The sequence below is a fragment of the Rubellimicrobium aerolatum genome, assembly GCF_017872975.1.
GTDB classification, from domain to species: Bacteria; Pseudomonadota; Alphaproteobacteria; order Rhodobacterales; family Rhodobacteraceae; genus Rubellimicrobium; species Rubellimicrobium aerolatum.
Genome location: NZ_JAGGJP010000058.1, coordinates 1 through 1,144 on the forward strand (window position 1 = coordinate 1; position 1,144 = coordinate 1,144).

The following is a 1,144-nucleotide window of genomic DNA, read 5'->3' on the forward strand; positions in this document are numbered from 1 at the left end:
AATACACCACGACGCTGCGTATGCTTTCGCCTCGTTTCATCAGTTCGAATCCGTCGTTGATCCTGTCCAGCGGCAGGGTGTGGGTGATCATGGGGTCGATCTCGATCTTGCCTTCCATGTACCAGTCCACGATCTTGGGGACGTCCGTGCGCCCGCGCGCGCCCCCGAAGGCGGTGCCCTTCCAGGTGCGCCCCGTCACCAGCTGGAAGGGGCGGGTGGCGATCTCCGCCCCGGCGGGCGCCACCCCGATCACCACCGACACCCCCCAGCCCCGGTGGGCCGCCTCGAGCGCCTGGCGCATCACCCGCACGTTGCCCGTGCAGTCGAAGGTGTAGTCCGCCCCCCCGATCGTGTCGCCCCGCCGCCGGGTCATGTTCACCAGATGCGCCACCATCTCGCCCGCGGGCACCTCGGAGGCGTTGACGAAGTGCGTCATCCCGAAGCGCCGGCCCCAGCCCTCGCGCTCGGGGTTGAGGTCCACGCCGATGATCATGTCGGCGCCCGCGAGCCGCAGCCCCTGGATGACGTTGAGCCCGATGCCGCCCAGGCCGAACACGACGGCCGTCGCGCCCATCTCCACCTGCGCGGTGTGGATCACCGCCCCCACCCCCGTCGTCACCCCGCAGCCGATGTAGCAGATCTTGTCGAAGGGGGCGTCGGGGCGGACCTTGGCCAGCGCGATCTCGGGCAGCACCGTGTGGCTCGCGAAGGTCGAGCAGCCCATGTAGTGCAGGATGGGCGTGCCATCGAGCATGCTGAACCGGCTCGTGCCGTCCGGCATCAGCCCCTGCCCCTGCGTGCCCCGGATCGCCGTGCACAGGTTCGTCTTGCGCGACAGGCAGGACGGGCACTGCCGGCACTCGGGCGTGTAGAGCGGGATCACGTGGTCGCCCGGGACCACGCTCGTCACCCCCGGCCCCACCTCCAGCACCACGCCCGCCCCCTCGTGCCCCAGAATCGCCGGGAACAGCCCCTCGGGGTCGGCCCCCGACAAGGTGAACTCGTCGGTGTGGCAGATCCCCGTGGCCCGAACCTCCACCAGAACCTCGCCGGCCCGAGGCCCCCCCAGCTCCACCTCCATCACCTCCAAGGGCAACCCCGCCCCCACCGCAACCGCCGCCCGCGCCCGCATGGACCCCCTCCC

Annotated in this window: 1 protein-coding gene; it reads right to left on the reverse strand. The window is 70.8% G+C overall.

Going from position 1 to position 1,144, the window contains the following annotated elements; translation table 11 throughout:
- Positions 1 to 1,132: S-(hydroxymethyl)glutathione dehydrogenase/class III alcohol dehydrogenase (locus tag J2Z33_RS18085; RefSeq protein ID WP_209843647.1), on the reverse strand; the 1,132-nt coding region annotated here is incomplete at its 3' end.
- Between the last annotated feature and the right edge of the window lie 12 nt (positions 1,133 to 1,144).